Source organism: Streptomyces sp. NBC_01451 (assembly GCF_036227485.1).
Lineage (GTDB): Bacteria > Actinomycetota > Actinomycetes > Streptomycetales > Streptomycetaceae > Streptomyces.
Genome location: NZ_CP109479.1, coordinates 7,522,655 through 7,545,438, shown reverse-complemented (window position 1 = coordinate 7,545,438; position 22,784 = coordinate 7,522,655). Strand labels below are relative to the sequence as shown.

The 22,784-nt window shown below is 70.0% G+C and carries 18 protein-coding genes; 6 read left to right on the top strand and 12 right to left on the bottom strand.

What is annotated here, in order from left to right:
- The first annotated feature begins 1 nt into the window (after window position 1).
- From zwf to pgl, 3 genes are read left to right on the top strand one after another with little or no spacing between them, the layout of a single operon-like run.
- Window positions 2-1,525, top strand: a complete 1,524-nt coding sequence (zwf, locus tag OG595_RS33190; protein ID WP_329278465.1) for a glucose-6-phosphate dehydrogenase — start codon at window positions 2-4, stop codon at window positions 1,523-1,525.
- Window positions 1,522-2,592 carry a glucose-6-phosphate dehydrogenase assembly protein OpcA gene (opcA, locus tag OG595_RS33185; RefSeq protein ID WP_329278464.1) on the top strand — a complete coding sequence of 357 codons (1,071 nt, stop codon included), beginning with the start codon at window positions 1,522-1,524 and terminating at the stop codon, window positions 2,590-2,592. The genes zwf and opcA overlap by 4 nt, the downstream gene beginning before the upstream one ends.
- Entirely contained in the window at window positions 2,589-3,374 is a 786-nt protein-coding gene (gene pgl, locus OG595_RS33180; protein ID WP_329278462.1) for a 6-phosphogluconolactonase, read from the top strand. The genes opcA and pgl overlap by 4 nt, the downstream gene beginning before the upstream one ends.
- Window positions 3,375-3,611: 237 nt before the next feature.
- On the opposite strand, the gene pgi is transcribed toward pgl, so the two are convergent.
- The 12 genes from pgi to uvrC form a co-directional block, all read right to left on the bottom strand.
- Window positions 3,612-5,261: a glucose-6-phosphate isomerase gene (pgi, locus tag OG595_RS33175; RefSeq protein ID WP_329278461.1), complete on the bottom strand. Its 1,650-nt coding sequence runs from the start codon at window positions 5,259-5,261 to the stop codon at window positions 3,612-3,614.
- Window positions 5,262-5,317: 56 nt separating this feature from the next.
- Window positions 5,318-6,604 (bottom strand): MFS transporter, encoded by a 1,287-nt coding sequence (locus OG595_RS33170; protein WP_329283421.1) that lies wholly within the window; start codon window positions 6,602-6,604, stop codon window positions 5,318-5,320.
- Between the two features lie 133 nt (window positions 6,605-6,737).
- A complete protein-coding gene (locus tag OG595_RS33165; RefSeq protein WP_010352468.1) occupies window positions 6,738-7,073 on the bottom strand; it encodes an RNA polymerase-binding protein RbpA in 336 nt (111 codons plus the stop codon).
- A 244-nt stretch (window positions 7,074-7,317) separates the two neighbouring features.
- Entirely contained in the window at window positions 7,318-7,554 is a 237-nt protein-coding gene (secG, locus tag OG595_RS33160; protein ID WP_079054207.1) for a preprotein translocase subunit SecG, read from the bottom strand.
- Window positions 7,555-7,677: 123 nt separating this feature from the next.
- The gene (tpiA, locus tag OG595_RS33155) at window positions 7,678-8,454 is read right to left on the bottom strand and encodes a triose-phosphate isomerase (protein WP_329278458.1); all 777 of its coding nucleotides are present in this window, start codon (window positions 8,452-8,454) and stop codon (window positions 7,678-7,680) included.
- Window positions 8,455-8,462: 8 nt separating this feature from the next.
- Window positions 8,463-9,674, bottom strand: a complete 1,212-nt coding sequence (locus tag OG595_RS33150; protein WP_329278455.1) for a phosphoglycerate kinase — start codon at window positions 9,672-9,674, stop codon at window positions 8,463-8,465.
- 130 nt (window positions 9,675-9,804) lie between these two features.
- Window positions 9,805-10,809: a type I glyceraldehyde-3-phosphate dehydrogenase gene (gene gap / locus OG595_RS33145; protein ID WP_329278454.1), complete on the bottom strand. Its 1,005-nt coding sequence runs from the start codon at window positions 10,807-10,809 to the stop codon at window positions 9,805-9,807.
- 223 nt (window positions 10,810-11,032) lie between these two features.
- Window positions 11,033-13,984: a M14 family metallopeptidase gene (locus tag OG595_RS33140; RefSeq protein ID WP_329278451.1), complete on the bottom strand. Its 2,952-nt coding sequence runs from the start codon at window positions 13,982-13,984 to the stop codon at window positions 11,033-11,035.
- A gap of 169 nt (window positions 13,985-14,153) precedes the next feature.
- Window positions 14,154-15,137, bottom strand: a complete 984-nt coding sequence (whiA, locus tag OG595_RS33135) for a DNA-binding protein WhiA (protein WP_053744887.1) — start codon at window positions 15,135-15,137, stop codon at window positions 14,154-14,156.
- The gene (locus OG595_RS33130) at window positions 15,128-16,195 is read right to left on the bottom strand and encodes a gluconeogenesis factor YvcK family protein (protein WP_329278449.1); all 1,068 of its coding nucleotides are present in this window, start codon (window positions 16,193-16,195) and stop codon (window positions 15,128-15,130) included. The genes whiA and OG595_RS33130 overlap by 10 nt, the downstream gene beginning before the upstream one ends.
- Window positions 16,192-17,247: an RNase adapter RapZ gene (gene rapZ / locus OG595_RS33125; RefSeq protein ID WP_329278447.1), complete on the bottom strand. Its 1,056-nt coding sequence runs from the start codon at window positions 17,245-17,247 to the stop codon at window positions 16,192-16,194. The genes OG595_RS33130 and rapZ overlap by 4 nt, the downstream gene beginning before the upstream one ends.
- Window positions 17,244-19,373, bottom strand: a complete 2,130-nt coding sequence (gene uvrC, locus OG595_RS33120) for an excinuclease ABC subunit UvrC (RefSeq protein ID WP_329278445.1) — start codon at window positions 19,371-19,373, stop codon at window positions 17,244-17,246. The genes rapZ and uvrC overlap by 4 nt, the downstream gene beginning before the upstream one ends.
- 312 nt (window positions 19,374-19,685) lie before the next feature.
- On the opposite strand from uvrC, the gene OG595_RS33115 reads away from it, so the two are divergent.
- The 3 genes from OG595_RS33115 (at window position 19,686) to OG595_RS33105 (ending at window position 22,738) form a co-directional block, all read left to right on the top strand.
- Window positions 19,686-20,663: a hypothetical protein gene (locus tag OG595_RS33115; protein ID WP_329278443.1), complete on the top strand. Its 978-nt coding sequence runs from the start codon at window positions 19,686-19,688 to the stop codon at window positions 20,661-20,663.
- Between the two features lie 102 nt (window positions 20,664-20,765).
- Entirely contained in the window at window positions 20,766-21,830 is a 1,065-nt protein-coding gene (locus OG595_RS33110) for a LacI family DNA-binding transcriptional regulator (RefSeq protein ID WP_329278441.1), read from the top strand.
- On the top strand, window positions 21,827-22,738 hold the full coding sequence (locus OG595_RS33105) for a carbohydrate kinase family protein (RefSeq protein WP_329278439.1): 912 nt from the start codon (window positions 21,827-21,829) through the stop codon (window positions 22,736-22,738). Before OG595_RS33110 ends, OG595_RS33105 begins: the two co-directional genes overlap by 4 nt.
- The last annotated feature ends 46 nt before the right edge of the window (window positions 22,739-22,784 follow it).

The following is a 22,784-nucleotide window of genomic DNA, read 5'->3' as shown; positions in this document are numbered from 1 at the left end:
CTTGTCAAGCAGCAACCCGCTGCGTGACCCCGCAGACCGACGGCTCCCGCGTATCGCGGGGCCGTCGGGCCTGGTCATCTTCGGGGTCACCGGCGACCTGTCACGCAAAAAGCTGATGCCTGCCGTGTACGACCTCGCCAACCGCGGGTTGCTGCCGCCAGGTTTCTCCCTCGTCGGCTTCGCCCGGCGCGAGTGGGCGGACGAGGACTTCGCGGCGGAGGTCCACGACGCCGTCAAGGAGCACGCCCGTACGCCGTTCCGTGAGGAGGTCTGGCAGCAGCTCATCCAGGGGATGCGCTTCGTCCAGGGCACCTTCGACGACGACGAGTCCTTCGAGCGGCTGCGCTCGACGATCGAGGAGCTGGACAAGGCGCAGGGGACGGGCGGCAACTTCGCCTTCTACCTCTCCGTGCCGCCGTCCGCCTTCCCGGTGGTCATCAAGCAGCTGAAGAAGCACGGTCTGGCCGACCAGGACAACGGTTCCTGGCGGCGCGCGGTCATCGAGAAGCCGTTCGGTCACGACCTCAGGTCGGCCGAGGAGCTCAACACGACCGTCGAGGAGGTCTTCGCCCCGGACCAGGTCTTCCGGATCGACCACTACCTCGGCAAGGAGACCGTCCAGAACATCCTGGCGCTCCGCTTCGCCAACCAGATGTTCGAGCCCATCTGGAACCGGTCGTATGTCGACCACATCCAGATCACGATGGCCGAGGACATCGGCATCGGCGGCCGGGCGGGCTACTACGACGGCATCGGCGCGGCCCGCGACGTCATCCAGAACCACCTCCTCCAGCTGCTGGCCCTCACGGCCATGGAGGAGCCCTCCTCCTTCGACGCGGACGCGCTGGCGGCCGAGAAGACGAAGGTGCTCGGCGCGGTCAAGCTGCCGCAGAACCTGGGCGAGGACACGGTCCGCGGGCAGTACGCGGCGGGCTGGCAGGGCGGCGAGAAGGCCATCGGCTACCTCCAGGAAGACGGCATCGACCCCAAGTCGAAGACCGACACCTACGCGGCGATCAAGGTCGAGGTCGACAACCGCCGCTGGGCGGGCGTCCCGTTCTACCTGCGGACCGGCAAGCGTCTGGGCCGTCGCGTCACCGAGATCGCGGTGGTCTTCCAGCGGGCACCGCACTCCCCCTTCGACCACACGGCGACGGAGGAACTGGGCCAGAACGCGATCGTCATCCGTGTCCAGCCCGACGAGGGCATCACGGTCCGCTTCGGCTCCAAGGTGCCCGGCACCTCGATGGAGATCCGGGACGTGTCCATGGACTTCGCGTACGGCGAGTCGTTCACGGAGTCGAGCCCGGAGGCCTACGAACGCCTGATCCTGGACGTCCTCCTGGGCGACTCCAACCTCTTCCCGCGCACCGAGGAGGTCGAGCTGTCCTGGCGGATCCTCGACCCGATCGAGCAGTACTGGGACAAGCACGGCAAGCCCGCGCAGTACCCCTCGGGCACGTGGGGCCCCGTCGAGGCCGACGAAATGCTCGAACGAGACGGACGGAGCTGGCGGCGCCCATGAAAATAGACCTCACGGACACCACGGCCAGCAAGGTCAACAAGGCGCTGGTGCAAGGCCGTCGGGCCATAGGAACACCGGCCGTCGGCATGGTCCTCACCCTTGTCATCGTCACCGACGAGGAGAACGCCTACGACGCCCTGAAGGCCGCGAACGACGCCTCGCGCGAGCATCCCTCGCGCACCCTGGTGGTCGTCAAGCGCGTCTCCCGCTCCCCCCGCGACCGTACGACGTCCCGCCTCGACGCCGAGGTCAGGGTCGGCGCGGACGCGGGCAGCGGCGAGACGGTCGTCCTGCGCCTGTACGGCGAGGTCGTCGACCACGCCGACTCGGTGGTGCTGCCCCTGCTGCTGCCGGACGCCCCGGTGGTCGTCTGGTGGCCGGTGAACGCCCCGCAGGACCCGGCGAAGGACCCGCTGGGCGCTCTCGCGCAGCGCAGGGTGACGGACACGTACGCGGCCGAGCAGCCGGTACGGGAACTGGCGGCGCGCGCGGACGCGTACACGCCGGGCGACACGGATCTCTCCTGGACCCGTATCACCCCGTGGCGCTCGATGCTGGCCGCCGCCCTGGACCAGGTCACCTGCGAGGTGAACGCGGTCGAGGTGGAGGGCGAGGAGTTCAACCCGAGCTGCGAGCTGCTGGCGATGTGGCTGGCGGACCGGCTGGACGTCCCGGTGAAGCGCTCCCTGTCCTCGGGCCCCGGCCTGACGGCGGTCCGGATGCGGACGAGCACCGGCCCCATCACCCTCGACCGCGCCGACGGCTCCCTGGCGACCCTCTCCATCCAGGGCCAGCCCGACCGCGCGGTGGCGCTCAAGCGCCGTGAGACCGCGGAGCTGATGGCGGAGGAGCTGCGGCGCCTGGACCCGGACGACACGTACGCGTCCGCGCTGCGGTACGGCGTGGAGCGGCTGGCCCCTTCGACGGCCCCCGAACCGCAGGCACCGGCCCCCGCACCGGCGTCGGCACTGGCACTGGAACCGGCGAGGAAGCCGCCCGTGGCGGAGGACGCGGACAGGGCCACTCCGGCTCTGATGCCACCGGTGAAGAAGGTGTCCACGAAGTGAGTACGGCACCGCAGCTCGTCGTCCACCGTGACAAGGAGCTGATGGCCGAGGCCGCCGCGGCCCGCCTGATCACGAAGATCGTCGACGCGCAGGCCTCACGGGGCTCGGCGTCGGTGGTCCTCACCGGCGGCCGCAACGGCAACGGCCTGCTGGCCGCACTGGCCTCCGCGCCCGCCCGGGACGCGATCGACTGGGCCCGGCTCGACCTGTGGTGGGGCGACGAACGCTTCCTGCCCGAGGGCGACCCGGACCGCAACATCACCCAGGCGAAGGCGGCGCTGCTGGACGCGGTGCCTCTGGACCCGGCCCGCGTCCACGCCATGCCCGCGTCGGACGGCCCGTACGGCTCCGACGTGGACTCGGCGGCGGAGGCGTACGCGGCGGAACTGGCCAAGTCGGCGGACCCCGAATCCCACGGCCCCGTACCCACGTTCGACGTCCTGCTGCTGGGTGTCGGCCCGGACACGCATGTGGCGTCCCTGTTCCCGGAACTCCCGGCCGTACGGGAGACCGACCGCACGGTGGTGGGCGTCCACGGCGCCCCGAAGCCCCCGCCGACCCGGGTCACCCTCACCCTGCCGGCGATCCGCGCGGCCCGCGAGGTATGGCTGCTGGCTGCCGGCGAGGACAAGGCCGGGGCGGCGGCCATAGCCCTGTCGGGCGCGGGCGAGATCCAGGCCCCGGCGGCAGGTGCGTACGGCAGACAACGCACCCTGTGGCTGCTGGACGCCCCGGCAGCCTCCCAACTCCCGAGGGCGCTGTACCCACCGGCATCCCCCTGAGGGACATCCGTACCCACTGGGGCGGCGACGGGCGACTTTCCTCGCCCCCGCCGCCCCTTCCCGTCCCGTCCTCGGGGGCTCCGCCCCCGAACCCCCGCTCCTCAAACGCCGGAGGGGCTGGATTTCAGCCCGTCCGGCGTTTGAGGACGAGGCCCCTTCAGGGCCGAAGCGGGGGTCTGGGGGCGGCAGCCCCCAGGAACGGGACGGGAAGGGGCGGCGGGGGCGAAAAACAACCCCCTACCTCCCGCGCAGCTCCCGATACGTGGCAACCAGCGCCGTAGTGGACGCATCCAGCCCGGCCACCTCCACCCCCTCCGTCAACGCCGGCTCAACCCGCTTCGCCAGCACCTTGCCCAGCTCGACGCCCCACTGGTCGAACGAGTCGATGTTCCACACGGCCCCCTGCACGAACACCTTGTGCTCGTAGAGCGCGATCAACTGGCCCAGCACGGACGGAGTCAGCTCCCGCGCCAGCACAGTCGTCGTCGGGTGGTTGCCCTGGAACGTCTTGTGGGCGACCAGTTCCTCCGGCACTCCCTCCGCCCGTACCTCGTCCGGTGTCTTGCCGAACGCCAGGGCCTGTGTCTGCGCGAAGAAGTTGGCCATCAACAGGTCGTGCTGGTCCTTGAGTTCGTCACTCAGTTCCGCGACCGGCTGGGCGAACCCGATGAAGTCCGCCGGGATGAGCTTGGTGCCCTGGTGGATCAACTGGTAGTAGGCGTGCTGACCGTTCGTCCCGGGCGTGCCCCACACCACCGGCCCCGTCTGCCAGTCGACCGGCAGCCCGTCGCGGTCGACCGACTTGCCGTTGGACTCCATGTCCAGCTGCTGCAGGTAGGCCGTGAACTTGGAGAGGTAGTGGCTGTAGGGCAGGACGGCATGCGACTGGGCGTCGAAGAAGTTGCCGTACCAGATGCCCAACAGGCCCAGCAGCAGAGGTGCGTTGGCCTCCGCCGGAGCCGTGCGGAAGTGTTCGTCGACCAGTGCGAACCCGTCGAGCATCTCCCGGAACCGGTCGGGGCCGATCGCGATCATCAGCGACAGGCCGATCGCCGAGTCGTAGGAGTAGCGTCCGCCGACCCAGTCCCAGAACTCGAACATGTTGTCCGTGTCGATGCCGAAGTCCGACACCTTCCCGGAGTTCGTCGACAGCGCCACGAAGTGCCTGGCGACCGCCTTGTCGTCGCCCAGCCCCGCGAGGAGCCAGGAACGCGCCGAGGTGGCGTTCGTGATCGTCTCGATGGTGGTGAACGTCTTCGACGCGACGATGAACAGGGTCTCCGCCGGGTCGAGGTCCCGGACCGCCTCGTGGAGATCGGCGCCGTCGACGTTCGACACGAACCGGAACGTCAACTCCCGTGCGGTGAACGCCCGCAGCGCCTCGTAGGCCATCGCCGGGCCGAGGTCCGAGCCGCCGATGCCGATGTTGACGACATTCCTGATGCGCCTGCCGGTGTGGCCGGTCCACTCACCCGAGCGGACCTTGTCCGCGAAGCCGGCCATCCGGTCCAGGACGGCGTGCACGGCCGGGACGACGTTCTCCCCGCCGACCTCGATCACCGCGTCACGCGGCGCCCGCAACGCGGTGTGCAGCACCGCACGGTCCTCGGTGATGTTGATCCGGTCGCCCCGGAACATGGCGTCCCGCAACCCGAACACACCGGTGGCGGCGGCGAGTTCCTGGAGGAGGGCGAGGGTCTCGTCCGTGATCAGGTGCTTGGAGTAGTCGATGTGCAGATCACCGACCTGGAGCGTGTACCCGGCTCCGCGCCCGGGGCCGGTCGCGAACAGGTCCCGCAGATGGGTGTCCGCCAGCTCCTCACGGTGCTTGGCCAGGGCCGTCCACTCGGGCGTCTGGTTGAGCCTGCTACGGCTGTCTGCGTTCATCTCGGACTTCCGCCTCTTTCGTGCCTGGGCCCCGCTGCCGGTCCCAACCTAATTGATCAGCGCGTTGGTCGAGCTGTCGTCGTACCGTCGTCCGGTTCAACAACGGATACGTCCTCGCCAACAGATACGTCCGACTTCAGCGCCGGTATCAGTGCGGTGACCGACAGCACGAAGAAAGCGGCGGCCAGCAGCGCTGGTGTGTTGAGTCCCCACGCCGTCGCGACGGCGCCGCCCAGCAGCGCGCCCAGGGGTGCTCCGGCGACCGCCAGCGTGCGGAAGGCCGAGCTGACCCGGCCCAGCATCTCGGCGGGGCTGCGGCTCTGCATCAGGGTCGTCGCGTTGACGTTCCACACCATCCCCATGAGCCCGAACACCGCCATGGCGGCCACCAGCGCGGCCAGGCTGCGCACCGAGCCCATCACGACCAGCGCGCCGATCTGCACCGTCCCGGCGAGGAGCACGGCCCGTATCCGCCCGAGCCGGACGACGAGCCTGCCGTTCAGCGCGCCGCCGGCGAGACTGCCGACGGCGTACGCGGTCATGGCCGCCGCGTACCCCCCGTTGCCCGCGTCCAGCCAGTCGGTGACGAGCAGGACGAGGGTGGCGATCAGGGCGCCCATGCCCACGTTGCACAGTGCCGTGGCCGCACACAGGCCACGCAGCGGCCCGTCGTGGCACAGGGCGCGCAGGCCGGCCGTGATCTCGGCGCGCAGGGTGCTGCCCGCCGGTCTCGGTGCCCGCGCGGAGACCTCGGGTCGCAGCGAGGCGACCAGGGCCGCCCCCACCAGGAAGGTGACGGCATCGGCCGCGAAGGGAACGGCCGCGCCCAGCGCGATCAGGGCCGGCACCACCGGTCCGGCCAGCAGACCACCCGCGATGCGCTGACCGGTCATCAGGCGGGCGTTCGCGCCGCCGAGCGCCTCCTTGTCGACCAGGGTCGGCAGCAGGGCCGTCGAGGCGTTGTCGAAGAGGGTCTGAAGGGTGGTCAGCGCGAAGGCGAGTGCGATGAGCAGGCCGATCGTGGCGTGCCCGAGGCCGACGGCCACGGCGAAGCAGGCGACCAGCAGCCCTCGTACCGCATCCACCGTCCACATGGCGCGCCGCTGGTCGACCCGGTCCGCGACGGCGCCGCCGAGCAGGCCGAAGACGAGCCAGGGCAGATAGCCGCAGGCCGTCACGGAGGCGATGAGCAGGGGTTTGTCGGTGAGTGTCGTGGCGAGAAGGGGCAGCGCGGCCGTGCGCAGCGCGTCGCCGAAGCTGGAGAGTACGGCGGCGCTCCACAACCGTCCGAAGCCCCCGCGCCACGCGGGCACACGCGCTCCCGCCAACTCGACCGTCGTCACCATTCCCCCTCGCGGTTCGCCGATTCACAAACCGTAGAGGGCACCACTGACAATCGGTCGGGGAGCCGGTGGGTGACGCCCCGCCAAACGGCTCCGGTCAGGCACCTCTCGGTGCCTGACCGGCCGTCAACTTCTAGATCTCGCCCCGCAGTTTGGCGAGCGCCTCGGCGAGGATCGCCTCGCCGTCCGCGTCACTGCGCCGCTCCCGTACATACGCGAGATGCGTCTTGTACGGCTCGGTGCGCGGCGGGGCCGGCGGGTTGTCCCGGTCCTGTCCGGCCGGAAAGCCGCAGCGCGGGCAGTCCCAGGTATCGGGCACCTGCGCGTCGCTGGCGAAGCTGGGCTGCGTCTCATGCCCGTTGGAGCACCAGAAGGAGATGCGCAGCCGTGGCGCGGACTCGCCACGCTCGGCCTCGCCCATCGGCCCCGCCCCGACCCGGCTTCCTCGGATCGCGTTGCCACTTGCCACGGTCGTAACTCCCTGCGTAATGGTGCCGCGAAGCGAGTCGACTTTTTCGCTTCGTTGCGAGCGCCTCAGTCTACGTAAGGCCCAACGCGCGTCCAGTGCTCGGAGTTACAGGCCCTGCACCAAGACGCAAGCCCCATGATAGGCCGCCCTTGGCGGGGCGTACCGAACATGGGGCCTTACGTGCGGAATGTGCGTGCGTGATGTGCTGTCGTACCGGTATTTGACGACCGGTGTCAGCCGCTGATCAGTTGTTCACCTTCATCAGGATGCCGAGCACCACAATGCATGCGAACCACAGCAGACCGAGCACCACGGTGATGCGGTCGAGGTTGCGCTCGGCGACCGAGGAGCCGCCGACGGACGACTGCATGCCGCCACCGAACATGTCGGAGAGGCCGCCGCCCTTCCCCTTGTGCATCAGCACGAGCAGCATCAGCAGCAGGCTGAAGACGATCAGGGCGATCGAGAACCCCAAAACCACGGCTGGACCAACTTCCTCGGATTCCGATGGACGACGGGGCCGGAACTCTCATTCGGAGCGCTCGGCGCACCAAATACTAGTTTCGGCCCCGCCAGGGTACGACGGATCTCCGCTAGCGCATACTCACTGGTCTCGGAACCGAACGATCTTGACGAACTCTTCGGCGTCCAGCGAGGCCCCGCCGACCAGTGCGCCGTCGATGTCGGGCTTCGCCATGATCTCGGCGACGTTCCCGGACTTCACCGAACCGCCGTACTGGATGCGTACAGCGTCGGCCACGTCCTGGGAGTAGAGCTCGGCGAGCTTCACTCGGATCGCCCCGCAGACCTCCTGGGCGTCGTCGGAGCCGCAGACCTTGCCGGTGCCGATGGCCCAGACGGGCTCGTACGCGATGACGACGGTCTCGGCCTGCTCGGCCGGGAGGTCCTTGAGGCCGCCCTCGACCTGCGCGAGCGTGTGGGAGACGTGGTTGCCCGCCTCGCGGACCTCCAGTTCCTCGCCGACGCACAGGATCGGGGTGAGGCCGTGCTTGTAGGCGGCCTTCACCTTGGCGTTGACGAGCTCGTCGGTCTCGTTGTGGTACTGGCGGCGCTCCGAGTGACCGATCGCCACGTAGGTGCACTTGAGCTTGGCCAGCATCGGGCCGGAGATCTCGCCCGTGTAGGCGCCCGTGTCGTGCGCGGAGATGTCCTGGGCGCCGTACTTGATCTTGAGCTTGTCGCCGTCGACCAGGGTCTGTACGGAACGAAGGTCGGTGAAGGGCGGCAGGACCGCGACCTCACAGGCCTCGTAGTCCTTGTCCGCGAGGGCGAACGCGAGCTTCTGGACGTGGGCGATGGCCTCAAGGTGGTTGAGGTTCATCTTCCAGTTGCCCGCCATCAGCGGCGTGCGAGTGGTCATGTGCGGGGTCAGCCTTCCAGTGCGGCGAGCCCGGGGAGCGTCTTGCCCTCAAGGTATTCGAGGGAGGCGCCGCCACCGGTCGAGATGTGGCCGAATGCGTTCTCGTCGAAGCCCAGGATGCGCACGGCGGCGGCGGAGTCTCCGCCGCCGACGACCGTGAAGGCCGGGGAGTCGAGGAGAGCCTGGGCGACCGCCTTGGTGCCCTCGGCGTAGTCGGGGTGTTCGAAGACGCCCATGGGGCCGTTCCAGAAGACGGTGGCGGCGTCGGCGAGCTTCGAGGCGTACAGCGTGCTGGACTCCGGACCGATGTCCAGGCCCATCCGGTCCGCGGGCATCGCGTCCGCGGCGACGGTGACGGGGTTCGCGGGAGCCTTGGTCTTCAGGTCCGGGAACGCGGAGCCGGCCAGCACGTCGACCGGGAGGATCAGCTCGACGCCGTTCTTCTCCGCGCGCTCGATGTACTCGTTGACGGCCGGGAGCTGGTCCTCCTGGACGAGGGAGGCGCCGATCTCGTATCCCTTGGCCTTGAGGAAGGTGAACACCATGCCGCCGCCGATGAGGATGCGGTCGGCCTTGCCGAGCAGCTGGTCGATGACGGCGAGCTTGTCGGAGACCTTGGCTCCGCCCAGTACGACGACGTACGGCCGCTTGACGTCCTCGGTGAGCTTCTTGAGGACGCCGACCTCGGTGGCGATGAGGTAACCGGCGTAGTGCGGCAGGCGGGCCGGCAGGTCGAGGACCGAGGCGTGTCCGCGGTGCACGGCGCCGAAGCCGTCACCCACGTAGACATCGGCGAGGGCGGCCAGCTGATCGGCGAACTCGCCGCGCTCGGTGTCGTCCTTCGACGTCTCACCGGCGTTGAAGCGCAGGTTCTCGAGCACCGCGACCTGGCCGGGCTGGAGGCCGTTCACGGCGGCGTGGGCGGCGGGGCCGACGGTGTCCTGGGCGAAGGCCACGGGGGCGTCCAGGAGCTCACCGAGGCGCTCGGCGGCCGGCAGCAGGGAGAAGGCGGGGTCCGGGGCGCCCTTGGGGCGGCCCAGGTGGGAGGCGACGACGACCTTGGCGCCGGCGTCCGCGAGGGCCTTGACGGTGGGCAGGACGGCCCGGATGCGGCCGTCGTCGGTGATGAGGCCGCCGGCCAGCGGCACGTTCAGGTCGGCGCGGACGAAGACCCGCTTGCCGTCGACTCCTTCGGCGAGGAGTTCGTCGATCGTCTTCATGAAGGGACTCCTAAGGAGGGCTCTCTTGTCCGGGAGGGGCTGGATCGATCGGTACGTGCCACAGGGCTCGGGCAACGCCGCGTTGCGTTGCCCGAGCCCTGTGCTCACATCGAAGTGCCTGCTCCGGTACTCAGAGCTGGTTGCCGACGAAGACCGTGAGGTCGACGAGGCGGTTGGAGTAGCCCCACTCGTTGTCGTACCAGCCGATGATCTTCACGCTGTTGCCCTGCACCATGGTCAGCGAGGAGTCGAAGGTGCAGGACGACGGGTCGCTGACGATGTCCGAGGAGACGATCTGGTCCTCGGTGTACGTCAGGTAGCCCTTCAGCTGTCCCTGGGCGGCCTTCTGGAAGGCGGCGTTGACCTCTTCCTTGGTCACCACGCGCTCCGTCTCGACGACCAGGTCGGTGACGGATCCCGTCGGGACCGGCACACGCATCGCCATGCCGTTGAGCTTGCCCGCCAGCTCCGGGATGACCACGCCGAGGGCCTTGGCCGCACCGGTGCTCGCCGGGATGATGTTCTCGGCGGCGGCGCGGGCGCGGCGCAGGTCCTTGTGCGGGAAGTCCTGGAGACGCTGGTCGCTGGTGTAGGCGTGGACCGTGGTCATCAGGCCCGAGACGACGCCGAAGTTCTCCAGGAGAACCTTGGCCATCGGCGCCACACAGTTGGTGGTGCAGGAGGCGTTGGAGATGATGTGGTGGTTCGCCGCGTCGTACTTGTCCTCGTTGACGCCGAGGACGATCGTGATGTCCTCGTCCGTGGCCGGAGCCGAGATGAGGACCTTCTTGGCGCCACCGGCGATGTGCTTCGCGGCGTCGGCCTTCTTGGTGAAGATGCCGGTCGACTCGATGACGATGTCGACGCCCAGCTCACCCCAGGGGATGTCCGCCGGGTCGCGCTCCGAGAGCACCTTGATGGTGTGACCGTCGACGGTGATCGTGTCGGCGGTGTGCGTCACCTCGGCCTTGAGACGACCCAGGATCGTGTCGTACTTCAGAAGATGAGCTGTGGTCGCGGTGTCACCCAGGTCGTTGACAGCCACGATCTCGATGTCAGCACCCTGCTCCAGCAGCGCGCGGAAGTAGTTACGACCGATGCGGCCAAAGCCGTTGATGCCTACGCGGATCGTCACGAACCGATCTCCTCGTTAGGTACGCCGGCTTTCGTGCCGGCGAGTTGTATGGGATGTCCCCGACCGCCTACGACCCTACCTCTCTGAGGCCCGGGTGGTGACATCGAGATGCCCCATACACGGCAGGGCGGCCCGTACCCGCCAGTAGGGGTACGGACCGCCCAGGTTTCACACCGTGATTACCCGATCGAAATCGGCACGATGACCCGATGAACGGGGTTGATCAGCCCTTCAGCGCGGCCAGTGCCTTGCCGAGGAGTGCTTTCCGGTCGGCCGCCGTGGTGACGTGCTCCAGGCCGAAGCCCAGCAGCACGGTGTCATCGGTGGTGACCGCTCCGTACGTCTTGAACAGCTCGCCCGAGAGTCCCCAGTCCTTGATGACGGCGGGGCTGCCCGCGGGCGGTCCGGGGGTGCTCCAGGCGCCCAGGGACGTCTCGAAGCCCTCGACCGCGCCCGCCGTGCCGCCGATCACGACGGTGGCGTTGTCGGCGAGGACACCGCGACCGCCGGAGCCGGGGTCGGTGATGTAGCCGAGCGAGATCTCCACCGTTTTGCCCGCGTACGCCGAGAGGTCGAAGTCGACCTCCTGCCAGCCCGCGGAGGACCCGGTGAAGCTGTTCCAGGAGCCGCTGGTCCCGGTGGGCGTGCAGACGCCCGAGCCGAGGGTCAGATAGCGGGTGAGAGCGGGGTGGCCCTGGATGAAGAACCCTGCCTCGCACTCGGCCGGCACCGTGGTGCTGGTGGCGCCGCCCTTCTCCGGGAGCGTGGTCCAGTCGTCGGCCCCGGCCGTGTGGGCTTCGAGCACGGCGTGGTCGTAGCCCTCCTCCGTGTCCCACAGGAGCTGGGTACGGAACGTGGGCGCGGCGGACGCGCTCACCCCGGTGAGGTCGATGGTGCGGGTGAGACGGTTCCAGGCGTAGTCGGTGTGGGTGACGGCCGCCATGGAGGAGCCCGCGTAGGGGCCGTACGGGTTGACGGTTCCGGGGTATCCGCCCGCGCCCGCGCTGGCGAACTGCGGGTACGTCGCCTCGGACAGGCTGTCCGAGGTGACGCTGAAGGACCCGGCCGCGTTCAGCGGGTTGCCCGGCGCGTCACCGAGGGCGCCCGTGAAGCCGGTGAGCTTCCCGGAGCCGCTGAAGGCCTTGGCCGACGGTGTGGTCGTACGGGTGTAGGCGCCCAGGTAGTACTGGCTGAAGTCGTTCGACAGGGTGCCCCCGCCGAGGTCGACGGAGCCTCCGGCGCTCTCGCCGGCCTCGACCAGCTTGCCGCCCTCGTTGAGGTAGGCGCGCAGCTGGAGCTGGGTGGCGTTGCCCGGCCGTACGGCGCCCGTGTAGTGGACGACCGTCTTGAAGTGGCCGAGCACACCGAGCGCGTCGGGTGCGCCCAGGGCGGCGACGTCCCAGACGAGCGGCTTCCTGCCGTTGGCCTTCAGCGCGTCGACGTAGACCTGTGTCTGCGCGGCGGTCGCGCCCTCCTCGGCGACGACGAGCGTGTCGGCGCGCGGCCGTTCGGCGACCGTGTACGTGAAGCGCGTGCTCCTGGTGGGCTTGCCGGCCTTCGTCTCGCCGGTGAACCAGACCTCGACCTTGTCGCCCGGGTCGCCGTCGGCGACCTTGGCACGGTACTCGTCGAAGTACAGGTTGTCGTCACCGCCGAAGGTCTCGCCGCCCTTCCACGCCTTGAGCGCCATGTCCTCCGTACGGCCGCCGTTGACGCGGTACTTGAGCTCCTTGTCGCGCACGGACCTGCGTACGACGACCGAGACCTCCTGGTCGGCGCCGCGCGAGTACGAGGTGGTGAAGGGTGCCGGGGTGAAGTCCGGGGCGTCGATGCCGACCGAGGACTTCGGCTGGTCGGGCCTGGCCGCGGACTCGGCGACCGACAGGGCGAACGGGATGTTCTTGACGAACTCCTCCTGGATCAGCTTCTCGTCGTCCGGGAAGGTGAAGACCGAGGCGCAGTCGGCCGCGTTCCAGGCGTCGTCCGGATAGAGGTTCGACACGGTCTGGCAGGTCGACATCTCCGGGGTGAACATCGCCGTGCCGTTGACGTTGGCCGCGTGGCCGTCCGCCTCGCCGTTGGTGGTGTACAGCTCGGAGGAGAGCTGGGGGTGGTAGCCGGGGATCGCGGAGTTCTCCGGCGTACCGGCCAGCGACTTGTAGAGGACGTCGTCGGGGCTGGGCGAGGCCACCTGCCAGCCGACCCCGTAGAGGAGAAGTTCGGCGGCGGAGTGGTAGTTGATGCCGTACTCGAAGCCGATGCGCCTCTCGAAGGCGTCCAGGGCCTTGGTCTCGGGCTCCGAGTTGGGTCCTGCGCCACGGTAGGTCTGGCTGGTGGGGAACGGGGACGAGCCCTCGTCGTCGTAGCCCCACTTGTAGGCGAAGTTGCGGTTGAGGTCGACGCCGTCGCCGATGGTGGTGGCGCCGTCGCCGTTGACGTCCCGCATGTTCTTGCGCCACTGGCGGTCGCCGTCGGCCTGGTGGGTGAAGTCGTAGCCGTCGGGGTTCGCGGACAGGACGAACCACAGTTCGGTCGAGTCGACGATCTTCTTGATGCGCTGGTCCTTGGAGTAGTTGTCCAAGTAGTGGTGCATCAGACGCCGGGTCATCTCCGGCGTGATCCATTCACGCGCGTGCTGGTTGGACATGTACAGGACGGACGGCTTGGCGCCGTCCTTGGTCTTCTTCGCGCCCTTGGTCAGTTTGAGCGCGAGGATGTCCTGCCCCTGAAGGGTCTTGCCGATGGAGACGACCTTGGTCAGGGCCGGGTTCTCCTGCGCGGTCCGGAGGATCTCCTCCTGGAGGTTGCCGGCTCCGCTGTACGGCCGGAACACGCCGTCTCCGGCGGCGGCCACGCGCGCGCGTGCCTTCGCCGTGAGCGTGTGCTCCTTGAGGTCGACGCCCTTGTCCTCCAGCTGGTCGGCCTGCTTGTCGGTGAGGTAGACCTCGACCGTGGCCGTGCCCTTCTCCGGTGCCTGCTCCCCCAGTTCGTGACCGTCCTGGCCGGTCGCGAGGAGCAGGGGTATCTGCGCCTTCGTGACCTCGGCGCGGAAGACCTTGACCTCGTCGGCGCCGGGCGTAGCGGCGTCCTCCGCGGCCACGGCGATGGGCGTGAGTCCCGCGCCGCCCAGCACGAGCGCGCCGGCGGCGAGGATCGTTCTCGCTCTTCGTCTCATGTACCCCCCCTAACGACGGTCCGCCGCAGCGGCGGACCAGATGCCAGGCTCATGACAGTTCATGATCCAGTCAAGGGGGCGCCAACAAGTGACAAACGCCGATACCGGCACCCGAAGTGGGTACCGGCACCGGCGAGTTGAGGGTCGGTCAACGTGCCGTGAGACTCCGTCAGCCCGCGTCGGCCATCTCCTCGGTGAGGTTGGACTCCGTGCCCGGGATGCCGAGGTCCTGGGCCCGCTTGTCCGCCATGGCGAGCAGCCGGCGGATCCGGCCCGCGACGGCGTCCTTGGTCAGCGGCGGGTCGGCGAGGGCGCCCAGTTCCTCGAGGGAGGCCTGCTTGTGGTCCATGCGCAGCCGGCCGGCCGCCGCGAGGTGCTCGGGGACCTCGTCGGCGAGGATCTCCAGCGCGCGCTGGACCCGGGCACCGGCGGCTACCGCGGCGCGTGCGGAACGGCGCAGGTTGGCGTCGTCGAAGTTGGCGAGCCGGTTCGCGGTGGCGCGGACCTCGCGGCGCATCCGCCGCTCCTCCCAGGCCAGCACGGACTCGTGTGCGCCGAGCCGGGTGAGGAGGGCGCCGATCGCGTCCCCGTCCCGGACGACGACCCGGTCGACGCCCCGCACCTCGCGGGCCTTGGCCGCGATCGAGAGGCGACGGGCGGCGCCGACCAGGGCGAGCGCGGCCTCGGGGCCCGGGCAGGTCACCTCCAGGGACGAGGAACGTCCCGGCTCGGTGAGCGAGCCGTGAGCCAGGAAGGCCCCTCTCCAGGCCGCCTCCGCGTCACAGGTCGCCCCGGAGACCACCTGCGGGGGCAGGCCTCTGATCGGGCGCCCACGGCCGTCCACGAGCCCTGTCTGGCGGGCCAGCTGGTCGCCGCCCGCGACCACCCGGACCACGTAACGGGAACCGCGGCGCAGTCCGCCGGGCGCCATCACGATCAGTTCGGAACTGTGGCCGAAAATCTCAAGGATGTCCCGCTTGAGCCGACGGGCCGCCATCGCGGTGTCCAGCTCCGCCTCGATCACAATGCGCCCGCTCACCAGGTGGAGGCCGCCGGCGAACCGCAGAATGGCGGAGACCTCCGCCTTCCTGCAGCAGGTACGGGTGACGGGGAGCCGGGAAATCTCGTCCTTCACCGCTGCCGTCATCGCCATGGGCCGATCCTTCCATGCATCCGAAAAATACGGTCGTACGCGGCGGCCAACAGCTCCGTATCGTGCCGAGGAGATCCGTCGGTCCGGGCCACCGGCGCCAGCTCGACCGCGGCACCGAACCGTTTGGCGGCATCGGTCAGCAAGTCGCGGTCGGGCACGGCGGCCTCGTCGGCCAGCACCACGTCCAGGGCGAGTTTAGGGGCGTGTCGTCCCAAAACCTCCAAATGACGCTGCGGGGAGAAGCCATCGGTTTCTCCGGGTTGCGGCGCGAGGTTCAGCGAGAGTACCCGGCGGGCCTTCGTCTCGGTGAGCGCGTCGAGCAGTTCGGGCACCAGCAGGTGCGGGATCACGGACGAGAACCAGGAGCCCGGCCCGAGCACCACCCAGTCGGCGTCCAGGACCGCCGCGACGGCTTCCGGGACGGCGGGCGGGTCGTGCGGCACGAGATGCACGCTCTGCACCTCGCCGGGTGTCAGCGCGACGGTCGCCTGTCCCCGGACGGTGTCGACGTCGTCGGGCCGCTCCGGGTCATGACCCTTGACCAGGGCCTGCAGCTCCAGGGGTACGGCGGACATCGGCAGGACGCGGCCGTGCGCGCCCAGCAGCCTGCCGACCAGGTCGAGGGCCTGGACGTGGTCGCCGAGCTGCTCCCACAGGGCGACGATCAGCAGGTTGCCGACCGCGTGTTCGTGCAGGTCGCCCTTGGACTGGAAGCGGTGCTGGATGACGCGGGCCCAGGTCTGGCCCCATTCGTCGTCGCCGCACAGGGCGGCCAGGGCCTTGCGCAGGTCGCCGGGCGGCAGGACGCCCAGCTCGTCGCGCAGGCGCCCGCTGGAGCCGCCGTCGTCGGCCACGGTGACCACCGCGGTCAGGTCGCCGGTGATCCGGCGCAGGGCGGCGAGCGAGGCGGACAGGCCCATGCCCCCGCCCAGGGCGACGACCTTGGGCTGGGTGCCCCGGCGGCGCGGTCTGGCGCCCCGGGCCTCGACGGGCCGGCCCGCACGGCCCTCGGGGGTCATCCGGCGCAGCCGGCTCAGCCGCGGTGTACGTCCCGTCATTCCCGTCCCATGTCCCGGTGCACGATCACGGTCTCCACGCCCTGCGAGGCAAGGCGGGCGGCGAGCTTCTCGGAGGTGGCCACCGAACGGTGCTTGCCGCCGGTGCAGCCGACCGCGATCGTCACATAGCGCTTGCCCTCGCGGCGGTATCCGGCGGCGATGAGCTGGAGCAGCTCGGCGTACCGGTCGAGGAACTCCTTGGCGCCGGGCTGGTTGAAGACGTACGCCGACACCTCCTCGTTGAGGCCGGTGTACGGGCGCAGCTCCGGGACCCAGTGCGGGTTGGGCAGGAACCGCATGTCCACGACCAGGTCGGCGTCGACCGGGAGGCCGTACTTGAAGCCGAAGGACATCACCGTGGCCCGCAGCTCGGGCTCCTCCTCGCCGGCGAACTGGGCGTCCATCTTGGCCCGCAGTTCGTGCACGTTGAGGCTGGAGGTGTCGATCACCAGGTCGGCGTCCCCGCGCAGTTCGCGCAGCAGTTCGCGCTCGGCGTCGATTCCGTCGACGATGCGGCCGTCCCCCTGGAGGGGGTGCGGCCGGCGCACCGACTCGAAACGGCGCACCAGGGCGTCGTCCGAGGACTCCAGGAAGACGATCCGCCGGGTGACGCCCTTCACGGCGAGATCGGCGAGCGACTCACGGAGATTGTCGAAGAAACGCCTGCCGCGCACGTCGACGACGACCGCGATCCTGGCGACGTTGCCCTGGGAGCGGGCGCCGAGCTCCACCATGGTGGGGATCAGCGCGGGCGGCAGGTTGTCGACGACGAACCAGCCGAGGTCCTCCAGACACTTGGCCGCCGTCGAACGTCCGGCTCCGGACATGCCGGAGATGATCACCAGCTCGGGGATGGCCACTTCGGCGATCCCGGCTGTCTCGATGCCCGTACCCACTTGCTCTCCGTCTTCCTGGCCCGGTGGTTTCTGGCCCGCTGTGTCGCCCGGTGCCGGGCCCTCGGCGTGTCGCGAGCGATCATCGCCCGCTTCCTTGTGACCCGCCTGGCCTTCCGCTGTGCGCTCGGCCTTCGGTGCCTCGTCGTGCTCGGTCATGTCTCCTGGCCCCGTCGCTCGTCCGGGGCGCCCGCGACTACGGGCTGCCCCGGGGCATCCGCCCTCGTACCGGGTGCCCCGTCCTGCGTGTCTGCTGCGTCTGCTGCGTCTGCTGCGTAGTCCATGATCTCTCCGGTCGCCGTGTTCACGGCGGGTGCGGCCGGGGCCGCCTGTGCGAGGGCCACAGCGATCGTCTCGGCCGTCTTGAGGCCTATGCCGGGAACCTCGCGGATCTGGTCGATTGTGGCGGACCGCAGCTTTCTCACCGAGCCGAAATGCTTGATCAGCGCCTGTTTCCGGGTTTCACCGAGTCCGGGCACGTCGTCCAGTGGGCTCGCCCGGAAGCGTTTGGCCCGTTTGACGCGCTGGTAGGTGATCGCGAAGCGGTGGGCCTCGTCACGTACGCGCTGGAGCAGATACAGGCCCTCGCTGGTGCGGGGCAGGATCACCGGGTCGTCCTCGCCGGGCACCCAGACCTCCTCCAGGCGCTTGGCGAGGCCGCAGACGGCGATGTCGTCGATACCCAGCTCGTCCAGTGCCCGCTGGGCGGCGGCGACCTGCGGCTGCCCGCCGTCGACGACGACGAGCTGCGGCGGATAGGCGAACCGCCTGGGCCGCCCTTCGTCGTCCTTCAGCTGCTCACCCGGCTCCCTGCCGGGTTCCCGACCGGTGTCCGGACCGGACTCCTGGCCGGGTTCCTGGCCGTCCGTCCACTCCCCGGTCTTCTCCTTCTCGGCGAGGTACCGCTTGAAGCGACGGCCGATGACCTCGTGCATGGACCTGACGTCGTCCTGTCCCGCGAAGCCCTTGATCTGGAAGCGGCGGTACTCGCTCTTGCGCTGCAGGCCGTCCTCGAAGACGACCATGGAGGCCACCACGTCGTCGCCCTGGAGGTGGGAGATGTCGTAGCACTCGATCCGCAGGGGGGCGCTGTCCAGGTCGAGGGCCTCGGCGATCTCCTCCAGCGCGCGCGAGCGGGTCGTCAGGTCGGAGGCGCGCCTGGTCTTGTGCAGCACGAGCGAGTGCTGGGCGTTGCGCTGCACGGTCTCCATGAGGGCCTTCTTGTCGCCGCGCTGCGGGATGCGCAGCGACACGCCGGACCCGCGCCGCTCGGCCAGCCACTCCTGGACGGGCTCCACGGGGTCGGGCAGCGCGGGGACGAGGACCTCCCTGGGCACGGAGTCCCCCTTCTCCTCCCCGTAGAGCTGCTGGAGGGCGTGCTCGACCAGTGCCCCGGTGGTGATCTCCTCGACCTTGTCGGTCACCCAGCCACGCTGGCCGCGCACGCGCCCACCGCGTACGTGGAAGATCTGCACGGCCGCTTCCAGCTCGTCCTCGGCGACCGCGATCAGGTCGGCGTCGGTCGCGTCGGCGAGCACGACCGCGCTCTTCTCCATGGCCTTCCGCAGGGCCTCGATGTCGTCGCGCAGACGGGCCGCCCGCTCGTACTCCATCTCCTCGGCCGCTTCCGTCATCCGCTGCTCCAGCCGGCGGATGTACGTCCCCGTGCGGCCGGCCATGAAGTCGCTGAACTCCTCGGCCAGGTCGCGGTGTTCCTCGGCCGAGACCCGCCCGACGCAGGGCGCAGAGCACTTGCCGATGTAGCCGAGGAGGCAGGGGCGGCCGGTGCGGGCGGCGTTCTTGAAGACGCCGGCCGAGCACGTGCGTACCGGGAAGACGCGCAAGAGCAGGTCCACGGTGTCGCGGATCGCCCACGCGTGCCCGTACGGCCCGAAGTAGCGGACGCCCTTGCGTTTCTGACCGCGCATCACCTGCACGCGCGGGTACTCCTCGTTCATCGTCACCGCGAGATACGGGTAGCTCTTGTCGTCGCGGTACTTGACGTTGAAACGCGGGTCGAACTCCTTGATCCAGGAGTACTCCAGCTGGAGCGCCTCGACCTCCGTGGACACCACCGTCCACTCCACGGAGGCGGCCGTGGTGACCATCGTGCGGGTGCGCGGGTGGAGACCGGCCAGGTCCTGGAAGTAGTTGGCCAGGCGTTGACGCAGGCTTTTCGCCTTCCCGACGTAGATCACCCGGCGGTGCTCGTCGCGGAATCGGTACACCCCGGGAGAGTCCGGGATCTGTCCCGGCTTGGGGCGGTAGCTGGAGGGGTCGGCCATGTCTCACACCCTACTGGCGGGGTGTGACAGCGCGGTGATCCTGTGGACCGGCGCCCCCGGTCCCCGGGGAGGGCGAGGAGGAAGGTGAAGGGCTCAGCAGTTGCGCGGGTTGCGCCTCAGGTGTTGTCGCGCCTTGGTCAACACGCTTCAATGCGGGAGAACTCGGGGCGGTGAACGGCCGCGTACGCACGTGCGGACACAAGGACACGGGGACGAGGACGACAGCTCCGTGCAGGCCCGCCGGGCCGTCACGGTTCGACCCACGCGCGCGGTCCGGCCAGCCGCCGTGATCATTCACAGAAGGGCCCCTGCATGCGCCAAGGAACACGGCACGCGGACGACGTCATCACGGAGGACACCACCGTGGAGGACGCCACCGCGGAGCTGGGGACGGCTCTGCGGAACGGCCCCTTCCATGTGGCCCTGCGGGCAGCGATCACCGCGCGCGGGCTGCCGCTGCAGCGTGTCCAGCACCATCTGTGGCGGTACGGCGTCAAGGTCGGCGTCACCAGCCTGAGTTACTGGCAGCAGGGCGCCCGCCGCCCGCAGCGCCCCGAGTCGCTGCGGGCCGTGCGGGCCCTGGAGGAGATCCTCCAGCTGCCGGACGAATCGTTGATCCGGCTGCTCTCCCAGGACGACGAACGCGTCGGCACGCAGCGCCCCGCCGGGCGTTCGTACCGCTCCCTGGTCGAGGCCTCCGGCGCCCTGGAACAACTGCTGACGGAGCTGGAGGCCCCGCTCGACGGCGGCCTGCACACCATCGGCCTGCACGAACGGGTACGGATCGGCACGCGCCGTGAACTCCTCACCCGCGAGGCCCACCACATCGTGCGCGCCCACCGGGACGGCATCGACCGGTTCGTCGCCGTGCACCACGGCGACCCCGGCTGCGCGCCGGACGGCATGTCGGTCCACGCCCTGGAGAACTGCCGCACGGGGCGGATACGCCGGCACCACGACACCGGGGTGCTCGTCGCCGAACTCCTCTTCGACACGCGGCTGCGCGCGGGCGATACGTTCCTCTTCCGGTACGCGGTGGAGGACGGCACCGCGGGCGTGTCCCGTGAGTACGTGCGCGGATTCGGCGTGGCGGGCGGCCAGTACGCGCTCCAGGTCCGCTTCGACGACGGGTCCCTGCCGGTGCGCTGCCACCGCTTCGCCCAGCACTCGGCCGCGGCGCCCCGAAGCGGCCGCCAGGACCTGCCGGTGAGCGCCCGCCACCGCTCGGTCCACCTCGTCGAGCCGAGGCTGCGACCGGGAATCCTGGGCATCGGCTGGGACTGGGAGTGACGCAAACGCTTGCGTAAACGCTTACGCAAGCGTTTACGTCCTTCTGTGCATGCGATACGTTGCCGCCGTTGACACCCCACCGGGACGGGAAGGCGGGACTCCATGGCGACGATGGCCGACGTGGCGCGGCATGCCGGCGTGTCCGTGGCGACCGTCTCCCACGTGCTGAACGACACCCGTACCGTGCGCCCCGCGACCCGGCAGGCGGTCCTCGACGCCATCGACGTGCTGGGCTACACCCCGAACACGCTGGCCCGTTCCCTGGTCACCGCGCGGACGCGGTCCATCGGACTGGCGGTTTCGGCGATCAGCAACCCGTACTTCACGGAGATCCTCCAGGGTGTCGAGGCCGGTGCTCTGGAACACGGCTACAGCCTCCTCATCGCCGACCCGCACGACGACCCCGAGCACGAGCGCAAGGTCGTCCAGCTGCTGCACGAGCGGCGCGTGGACGGCATGATCGTCGCCCCGTCGGCGGATCCCGGCGCCCTGGTGGCCTACCTGACCCGGCACGACGTACCGACGGTGTTCCTCGACCGGCTGCTCGACACGCCTTCGGACAGCACCCCGCGTTTCGACCAGGTCTGCGCCGAGAACGCCGAACCCATGGCCCGGCTGATGGCCCACCTCACCGCACTCGGCCACAAACGCGTCGGTCTGGTGGCGGGCCGTCCCGGCCTCAGCACGACGGCGGAACGGATCGCCGGCTACCGCATCGGCCTCGCGTCCGCCGGGCTGCCCCACGACGAACGCCTGGTGGCCCATGGCGACTCCGAGTCGGAGGGTGGCGAGCGGGCCACCACCGCCCTGCTCTCCCTCGCCGCGCCGCCGACCGCCCTCGTCACGGCCAACAACGCGATGACCATCGGGGCCCTGCGCGCCCTGCGCGAGCGGGACCTCACCGTGCCGGACGACCTGGCCCTGTGCTGCTTCGACGACTTCGCCTGGGCCGACCTGTTCTCCCCCCGGCTCACCGCGATCGCACAGCCCGGCAGGGACATCGGCGCGCAGGCCGTACGTCTGCTCCTGGACCGGCTGGCCGACCCGGACCGCCCGACACGCACCGTGCGACTTCCGTGCACGTTCGTTCACCGCGAGTCGTGCGGATGTGCCGACCGGGAGCACTCCGAGAACTCCCGCCAGGCCGAGAAAGGACCCGTTTCATGATCGTCGTCGCCGGTGAGGCACTCATCGACCTGGTACCGCGAGCGCCGGGCGCCCTCGCGGATCTGCGACCGGCGCTCGGTGGCGGTCCCTACAACACGGCGGTTGCTCTCGGCCGCCTCGGCTCCCCCACCGCGTTCTGTTCCCGCGTGTCGTCCGACGCGTTCGGCGAGGCGCTGCTCGACGGGTTGCGCGGCGCGGGCGTCGACGTGTCGTCCGTACAGCGTGGCGACGAGCCGACGACACTCGCGGTCGCCTCGATCGGTGCGGACGGCTCCGCCGCCTACTCCTTCTACGTCGAGGGCACCGCCGACCGGCTGTTCACGGCACCCGTCCAGCTCCCCGGCACGGCCCGGGCGGTGTCCTTCGGCACCTGCTCGCTGGTGCTGGAGCCGGGTGCGAGCGCGTACGAGGAACTGCTGCGGAGCGCTGCCGCACAGGGCGTGTTCACCGCGCTCGACCCGAACATCAGGGCGGTGCTGATCCCCGATGCGGACGCCTACCGGGCCCGCTTCGCGAGTTGGCTGCCCTCGGTGTCGCTGCTCAAGCTCTCGGAGGAGGACGCGAAGTGGCTCGGCGGGACTCCGTGGGAATGGCTGGCCGCCGGTCCCTCCGCCGTCGTGGTCACCCGGGGCGGCGACGGGCTGACCGTCTTCACCCGTGACGGCGCCGAACACTCCGTCCCCGGCGAGGAGATCGACGTCGTGGACACGATCGGCGCCGGCGACACCGTGAACGCGGCGCTGCTGCACGGCCTGTCGGCACGGGACGCGCTGTCCCCGGCGGCCCTGGCCGGCCTGGGCGCCGACGGCTGGACGGACCTGCTCCGTCTCGCGGCCCGCGCGGCGGCGATCACCTGCTCACGCGCGGGGGCGGAACCTCCGTACGCGGCCGAACTGGGCTTGCTGTAGGGGCAGTTCGGCGCGGTGCGGGGTCAGTGGACGTACGGCGGCCCGC

Coding starts and splice junctions, on each gene's coding strand:
- opcA (WP_329278464.1), top strand. CDS start 1,522: ATGAAAATAGACCTCACGGACACCACGGCCAGCAAGGTCAACAAGGCG.
- pgi (WP_329278461.1), bottom strand. CDS start 5,261: ATGAACGCAGACAGCCGTAGCAGGCTCAACCAGACGCCCGAGTGGACG.
- tpiA (WP_329278458.1), bottom strand. CDS start 8,454: ATGACCACTCGCACGCCGCTGATGGCGGGCAACTGGAAGATGAACCTC.
- OG595_RS33150 (WP_329278455.1), bottom strand. CDS start 9,674: ATGAAGACGATCGACGAACTCCTCGCCGAAGGAGTCGACGGCAAGCGG.
- OG595_RS33140 (WP_329278451.1), bottom strand. CDS start 13,984: ATGAGACGAAGAGCGAGAACGATCCTCGCCGCCGGCGCGCTCGTGCTG.
- whiA (WP_053744887.1), bottom strand. CDS start 15,137: ATGGCGATGACGGCAGCGGTGAAGGACGAGATTTCCCGGCTCCCCGTC.
- OG595_RS33130 (WP_329278449.1), bottom strand. CDS start 16,195: ATGACGGGACGTACACCGCGGCTGAGCCGGCTGCGCCGGATGACCCCC.
- rapZ (WP_329278447.1), bottom strand. CDS start 17,247: ATGACCGAGCACGACGAGGCACCGAAGGCCGAGCGCACAGCGGAAGGC.
- uvrC (WP_329278445.1), bottom strand. CDS start 19,373: ATGGCCGACCCCTCCAGCTACCGCCCCAAGCCGGGACAGATCCCGGAC.
- OG595_RS33115 (WP_329278443.1), top strand. CDS start 19,686: ATGCGCCAAGGAACACGGCACGCGGACGACGTCATCACGGAGGACACC.
- OG595_RS33110 (WP_329278441.1), top strand. CDS start 20,766: ATGGCGACGATGGCCGACGTGGCGCGGCATGCCGGCGTGTCCGTGGCG.
- OG595_RS33105 (WP_329278439.1), top strand. CDS start 21,827: ATGATCGTCGTCGCCGGTGAGGCACTCATCGACCTGGTACCGCGAGCG.